Origin of the sequence: Rhodococcus sp. NPDC078407 (genome assembly GCF_044542515.1) — a bacterium.
In the GTDB taxonomy this organism is placed as follows: Bacteria; Actinomycetota; Actinomycetes; order Mycobacteriales; family Mycobacteriaceae; genus Rhodococcoides.
Map to the genome: position 1 here is coordinate 219195 of NZ_JBITUQ010000005.1, position 6782 is coordinate 225976.

General features: G+C 65.6%; 5 protein-coding genes. All 5 read right to left on the bottom strand.

Annotated elements, in window-relative coordinates; genetic code table 11:
- Positions 1 to 6 precede the first annotated feature (6 nt).
- The 5 genes from ACIGGF_RS08300 to ACIGGF_RS08320 are packed head-to-tail and all read right to left on the bottom strand — an operon-like array spanning position 7 to position 6571.
- A complete protein-coding gene (locus ACIGGF_RS08300) occupies positions 7 to 783 on the bottom strand; it encodes an enoyl-CoA hydratase/isomerase family protein (protein ID WP_397520891.1) in 777 nt (258 codons plus the stop codon).
- Positions 780 to 3047 (bottom strand): CoA transferase, encoded by a 2268-nt coding sequence (locus ACIGGF_RS08305; protein WP_397520892.1) that lies wholly within the window; start codon positions 3045 to 3047, stop codon positions 780 to 782. Before ACIGGF_RS08305 ends, ACIGGF_RS08300 begins: the two co-directional genes overlap by 4 nt.
- Positions 3048 to 3057: 10 nt before the next feature.
- Positions 3058 to 4599, bottom strand: coding sequence for an AMP-binding protein (locus tag ACIGGF_RS08310; protein WP_397520893.1), 1542 nt, complete (start codon positions 4597 to 4599; stop codon positions 3058 to 3060).
- Entirely contained in the window at positions 4596 to 5621 is a 1026-nt protein-coding gene (gene dmpG, locus ACIGGF_RS08315; RefSeq protein WP_397520894.1) for a 4-hydroxy-2-oxovalerate aldolase, read from the bottom strand. The genes ACIGGF_RS08310 and dmpG overlap by 4 nt, the downstream gene beginning before the upstream one ends.
- Complete coding sequence (locus ACIGGF_RS08320) at positions 5618 to 6571, bottom strand: acetaldehyde dehydrogenase (acetylating) (RefSeq protein ID WP_397520895.1); 954 nt, start codon at positions 6569 to 6571, stop codon at positions 5618 to 5620. Before ACIGGF_RS08320 ends, dmpG begins: the two co-directional genes overlap by 4 nt.
- Between the last annotated feature and the right edge of the window lie 211 nt (positions 6572 to 6782).

Consider the following 6782-nt stretch of genomic DNA (forward strand, 5'->3'; position numbering starts at 1 on the left):
GCTAGCTCATCGACCCTCGAACTGAGCCGTGCGCTTGTCGAGGAACGATCCGATGCCCTCTGCGGCGTCACGCAGGCCGAGATTGGCGAGTACGTGCTCCTCTTCGACGGCCATGGCGTCGTCGATGGACAGATGCAGACCGCGATCGATCACGGATTTCACCAAACCGATTGTTGCTGTGGGGCGATCGGCAAGGCGGCGTGCCTCGCGGGCAACGACTTCCTCGAAATCGTCTCCAGCGACCACGTCGACCAAGCCCTCTCGCAAGGCGTCGTCCGCGGTGAACTTGGTGGCGTCGATGATGAATCGCTTGGCCCGATGCGCACCCACCAGTCGGGGCAACCGTTGCGACCCGCCGGCACCGGGAAAGATCCCGAGATCTGTCTCCGGAAATCCGAACAGGGCCTTCGCGTGCAGGATTCGTAGGTCGCAGGCCAACGACAGCTCGGCGCCTCCGCCGAGAGCATGCCCGTTGAGAGCGGCAATCACGGGCTTGGGAGCCAATTCGAGCAGGCGCTGCACCACCACCCATCGGCGCATGTCGCGGTAGGTGTCGGGATCGAGTCGGTGCATGACGCGCAGATTTGCTCCGCCGACGAAGATCCGGTCCTTGCCGCGCACCACCACGCACCGAACCGTCGGATCGTCCAGGACGGTAGGAAGGTGAGTGATCATCGATTCGATGAGTTCCGGATCGACGATGTTGATCGGTCCGTGGTCGATCACCACGGTGACGATGTCGCCGTCGCGCTCGTAGCGGTGGCCGGTCGGTTCGATGCTCATGAAAGAACTCCTTCGTTGTGCAGGTCGGCCAGCTCGTCCGCAGTCAGACCCAGCTGTTCGACGAGGATGTCGTCGGTATGTTGGCCCAGAAGTGGTGCCGCTGTGCGTAATCCACCCGGGGTAGCGGACAGGTGTGCCACCAACCCTTCGTGCGCAACGGGTCCGGCCAGGGGGTGTTCGAGGGTGGGGTAGAAGTTGCGGGCTCGCAGCTGTACGTCCGTCTCCACCAGGTCGCGTCCGTCGCGTACGGGATAGGCCGCGATGCCCTGGTCCTGCAGGCTCTCCGCGAGCACCTCGGCGTCCATCGTTGCGGCCGCCTGCGTGAGTGCCTCCCATGGATCGTGCTCGACGGCGGTCCCGATTGCTGTGAGCGCCTCGCGCAGTGCGTCGGAAGTGCAACTCCCGACGGCTATCCATCGGTCTGCGCCGAGACTGCTCAGGATCCTCGCGGTAGCGGTCGGAACATCCTCTGCCATCTGGCCTTCGAGTGCCGCGGAGCCCAAATGGGATGCCATTGCCTCGAGCTGCGACAGATCGACGTGGCCACCTTCGCCGCGATAGAGCAGCTCGAGTGCGCCGATGACGGCCGCATTCGCAGCGACCATGTCGCCGAGTCCGAATGTGAGCCCCTGCGGATCGCGATCGGGCCGTGCTGTCTCCGCCGTCAGTCCGGACATGGCCGCGAGGGTGTCGGCGAAGGTCACGGCGTCACGCCACGGTCCGGTCTGGCCGGTCCCGGCCATCGACACCAACACCACTCCGGGGTTGATCTTGCGGAGTTGTTCGTAATCGAGTCCCCACCGTGCCAGGACGCCGGGGCTGAAATTCTCGACGACGATGTCGACATCCGCGGCAAGGCGACGCAAGAGATCCTGCCCCGCTGCGGTTTTCAGATTCAACGCAACGCTTCTCTTGTTGCGGTTGAAGTTGAGGAAGTAACCACCGTCGTCGAACCCCGCCTCGGGGCGCAGTCTCATCCCCGGCGAGAAGCGGGTCGGATCCTTTCGGTGGTACGACTCCACCTTGAGGATGTCGGCACCGTGTTCGGCAAAGGTCTTGGTGACGTACGGGCCGGCCAGAACCCAGGTCAGATCGAGAACTCTCACCCCGTCCAGTGCGCCGGTGGTGCCGGCCTGTGCGTTCTCGGCGTGATGTTCCTCGGCCGCATCGACGCTCGGGCCAGGGCGCACGACAGTCCATGCTTCGTTTGCCGCGACGTCGCGGGGTTCGTCGAGGCGTACGGGTCTGGGCAACGCGGGTGACTCCCAGCCGAAACCCACGTCTCGGTAGCTGCCCTTGCTTCCACTGTGTACGAAGAACTGCCGATCGATCAGCTGCGGATTGGTAAGCAGCGCGGGCCCGTTCGCCACCTCGGCCCACGGTAGTGCGCGACGGCGAGCCTCCTCGGCGAACGGCCGGGCCGAGCGTCGACCGGTGAAGCGGGAGACCACCGCATCCACATGTGCTCGTTCGCGCCACCGAATCTCGTTGTCCTGCCAGCGTTCGTCGGCCAGGTCCTCGGCCTCGCCTTCTTCGACCATCCACGCCAGCAGGTCCGTCCACATGCGGGGGGATCCGGAGTAGCCGCCGGCGAGGAACCCGTCGGATGCCCGGAACACTCGGTGGGCGACATGGCCGTAGATGCCCGATGTGCGTCCGGGAATCGTCCTGCCGTGGATCCACGAGATAGCGCCGATCTCGAGGGTTGCGGCGACAGCTTCCTGAGCAGAGATCTCGACCAATTGACCTGCGTTGGTGCGACGTCGGGCAATGAGGGCGAGGAGCGCCCCGATGGCACCGTGGGTGCCGGCGAGCTGAGTGCCCTGCTCACGCGGCGGTGGCTCGGGGGCCTGCCCGGCGTCGCCGCACAGCCACGCCATGCCGCCAGCGGCGGTGATCACCGTGTCGTCGCCGAGCCATTCTCGTCGCGGGCCCGAAATTCCGAACGGAGTGATCACCGTGTGTACGACACTGTCCCACAGTGACGGCCGAGTCTCGCGCAGCGCAAGGGTGCGAAGCCTGGGCGAGGGGCCGGATTCGAGTACCACGTCGGCCTGGGCGATCAGCTCGATCAGTGCGGCATCCGAGACGGTGCCGCGAAGGACCCTTTTACCGGCGTGCCAGTGCAGTCGATCGGCCGCCGAATCCAAATCGTCCTGCGGGGATACACGAACCACGTCGGCACCGAGGCCGACGAACACACGCGCGGCCTGATATCCGAGTCGGTCGGTGAGGTCCAGTACGCGAATCGCGGGATCGGACAAGGGAAAGCTCCTAATCTTGTTGGTGCGCCTCGGCATCGAACGCAGCGGTCGGAATGCCGCGATCGCGTAGTGCGCGCCGATTGAGTTTCTTACTGGCCGTGGTCGGCAACGCCGTCTCCACGTTGACGTAACGGGGAACCGCGTGGCGCGGTAGTTCTTGCGCGCAGTATCGGAGAAGATCACGCGGGTGAATTGCTCGTCCCGGCCGGGGGACGACCGCGAGCAGAACCTCGTCCTCGGTCAACTCGGACGGCACGCCGACAGCGGCAGCGTGGGCGACGTCCGGGTGGCAGGATGCCACCCATTCCACCCGTTCGGCGTCGACGGTCAAACCCCGGCGCCTGATCGTGTCGGCGGTTCGACCCTCGTAGTAGAGCCATCCGTCGACCAGGCGCCCACGGTCACCGGTGACGAACCAACCGTCGCGCCAAGCCTTTCGGGTGATCTCGGGCTCTCCGATGTACTCGGTGAACGTCACGTTCTCACCGCACGGCCGCACCTCGATCGAGCCGGCCGTTCCGTCCTCCACCGCACGTCCGTCGTCGTTCACCACGCGCACGCGGTAGTCGTCGACGATTCGACCCGCCGCGCCCGGGCGCGGTGCCGCATCGGTGGTGGCCACATCTCCGAGCTCGGTCGAGGCATATGCCTGCCGTAGCTCGACACCGAATCGCTCCGCCACGCTGTGGAACATCCAGTCCGGTGCCGGGCCGCCGTACGCGCGCGAAATGGTGTGCGCGCGATCGTCTTTGGTGGCGGGGGAGCGCAGCAGTATCGCGCACACCGCACCCATGAAGTTGAAGGCGGTGATGTTCTCTTCCCTGGCGGTGCGCCAGAACCGTCGCGCGGAGAAGTCGTCGACCACCAGGCGAGCACCGGACATCACCGCTGGAAGGAACGCCGCATGACGGGCATTGACGTGTTGCCAGGGAAATACGTTGAGCAGGACATCGTCGGAGCCGTAATCCATGGCGCGGCAGACCCGTCGGGCCTGACCGAGCCCGACGCCGTTGCACAGAAGAGCGCCTTTCGGGCGGCCTCCGGTCCCCGAGGTCACCATGATCGCGGCCGGGTCGCTCAACGACGACCGATGACGAGGCGGCCTGGGCCCGGTGTGGTCCGTCACCGCAGCGAGACCGTCGTAATGGCCGTCGATTGTCATCGTCGCGGCACCGACAGAATCGGCGAGCCCAAGCAGGTGTGGCTCCGCGGCCAACCGTGCCGGTGACGCGACAGTGAGCACTACGCCGCCCGCTGTCATCAGCTGACGAGCGACCTCGGGATCCAGAGCCGTCGGGATCGGGAGTTCGATTGCTCCGAGCCAGGAGATGGCCGTGGTGAGTGTCGCGGCCGCGGGTCCGGACGAACACGCGGTCGCGACGACGTTACAGACCCCGACGGTGGTGGCCAGCGCGGCGGCCATGGCCACCGCATCGTCGAGAAGGCCACCGGCGCTGATGCTCTGACCTCCGACACGGCGGATCACCTCTCCGTCTGCGTCGGCGTGTGCGCGGAGCTCGACCGCCTCGGCCCACGAGGTCGGGGCGATCACGCCGGCTGTGCTTCCCTTTCGGCCACGAGACCGAGAGCGATATCGATGATCATGTCCTCCTGGCCACCGACCAGTCGGCGACGGCCGCATTCCATCAGCAGGTCACGAACGTCGACGCCGTAGGCGCTCGACGCGGCCTCCGCATGCCGGAGGAAGCTCGAGTACACGCCCGCGTAGCCCAACGTCAGCGTCTCGCGGTCGACCCGGACCGGTCGATCCTGAAGCGGGCGGACGATGTCGTCCGCGGCATCCTGAAGTGCGAACAGGTCGCTTCCGTGAGTCAATCCGGACAGGTTCGCGGCGGCGATGAAGGCTTCGATGGGGCAGTTGCCTGCTCCGGCTCCGTGACCGGCCAGCGACGCGTCCACTCGGTAGGCACCGTTCTCGACCGCAACCAGCGAATTGGCAACGGACAGTGACAGATTCTCGTGGGCGTGAATGCCGATCTGGGTGTCCGGTTCGAGTACGTCGCGATAGGCGCGAACGCGCGCCTGCACGTCGGTCATCGTCAAACGACCACCCGAGTCGGTCACGTACACGCAGTGGGCACCGTAGGACTCCATCAACTTGGCCTGCTGAGCCAGTGCCTCGGGCTCCGCCATGTGGGAGAGCATCAGGAAGCCGGACACATCCATGCCGATCTCGCGGGCCGCCGCAATGTGCTGCGCGGAGATGTCTGCTTCCGTGCAGTGAGTGGCAACGCGAACCGACCGCACCCCCAGGGAGTACGCCCGCTTCAGATCGTGGATCGATCCCACACCGGGGAGCAGCAGGGTGGTGAGGGTGGCTCGTTCGATCACCGACGCGGCAGCCTCCAACCACGCCCAATCGCTGTGCGATCCCGGACCGTAGTTCAGCGAGGAACCCGCCAACCCGTCGCCGTGTGCCACCTCGATCGCGTCGACGCCGGCAGCGTCGAGCGCGACGACGATGCGGGCAACGTCGGTGGGTGACATGCGGTGCCGGACGGCGTGCATACCGTCACGCAATGTGACGTCCTGGACGTAGATGGGTGTGCTCATCGGAGTGCCACCTTTCGGCTTGCGATGCGTTCGGCGACCTGGATGCCGGCGGAGGTCATGATGTCGAGGTTGCCCGCGAAGGCGGGAAGATAGTCTGCGGCACCTTCGACTTCGAGGAATACCGAGACCTGATGGGTGGGCCGGGGTGCGGACGGGTCGGCCAGCAACGTCTCGACTGGCTGATCATCGGGGACCGCGACAACCTGGACTTCCTGCTTCAACCGATAGCCGGGCACGTAGGCGGCGACATCGGCCACCATCGCGGAGACGGACTCGCGGATACGTTCGGTGAGGCCGCCGCGACCGTCGTCGCTCACGAGGGCAAAGACTGTGTCACGCATGATGAGTGGCGGCTCGGCCGGGTTGAGGACGATGATCGCCTTGCCGCGTGCTGCGCCGCCGACCGTTTCGATCGCGGCCGACGTGGTTTCGGTGAACTCGTCGATGTTCGCACGTGTTCCCGGTCCTGCGGACCGGGAGGCGATCGACGCGACGATTTCGGCATACGCAACGGCAGCGACCCGGTTGATCGCCGCGACCACCGGAATCGTTGCCTGCCCACCACAGGTGACCATGTTGACGTTTCTCGCATCGATGTGGTTCTCGAGGTTGACGGCCGGGATGACGTACGGCCCGATCGCGGCCGGGGTCAGGTCGATCATCGTCTTTCCCAGCGGTTCGAGCCGAGCGGCATTGGCCTGGTGGGCTTTTGCTGACGTCGCGTCGAACACGATCTCGATCTCGTCGAACCCGTCGAGCTCGATCAACCCCTCGACGCCACGATGGGTGACGGGTACGCCGAGCGCCCGCGCACGGGCGAGGCCGTCGGAGTCGGGATCGATTCCGACCATGGCACCCATCTCGAGGACCTCGGAGCGAGCGATCTTCATCATCAGATCGGTCCCGATGTTCCCAGATCCGATGATGGCGACTCTGGTGGCGATTGGCATGGGCTTACCTCACTCACGGACTGCGGCGTCACTGCCGTTGTGGCAGAACTGGTCCAGCTTCACAGCTGAACGGCGATCGACGCACGAATCGGGTCCGTTGAGCGATACGGCCTAGGTGTAATGACCAGGGACGTTGTGGACGGCGTGGCAGCGACAGATAGGTGAGGACCTCCGGTATCGGTGTGGTTACCACAACTGCACCGACAACCGA

Excerpts from the sequence above, each read along its gene's own strand:
- ACIGGF_RS08300 (WP_397520891.1), bottom strand. The coding sequence starts at position 783 with ATGAGCATCGAACCGACCGGCCACCGCTACGAGCGCGACGGCGACATC.
- dmpG (WP_397520894.1), bottom strand. The coding sequence starts at position 5,621 with ATGAGCACACCCATCTACGTCCAGGACGTCACATTGCGTGACGGTATG.
- ACIGGF_RS08320 (WP_397520895.1), bottom strand. The coding sequence starts at position 6,571 with ATGCCAATCGCCACCAGAGTCGCCATCATCGGATCTGGGAACATCGGG.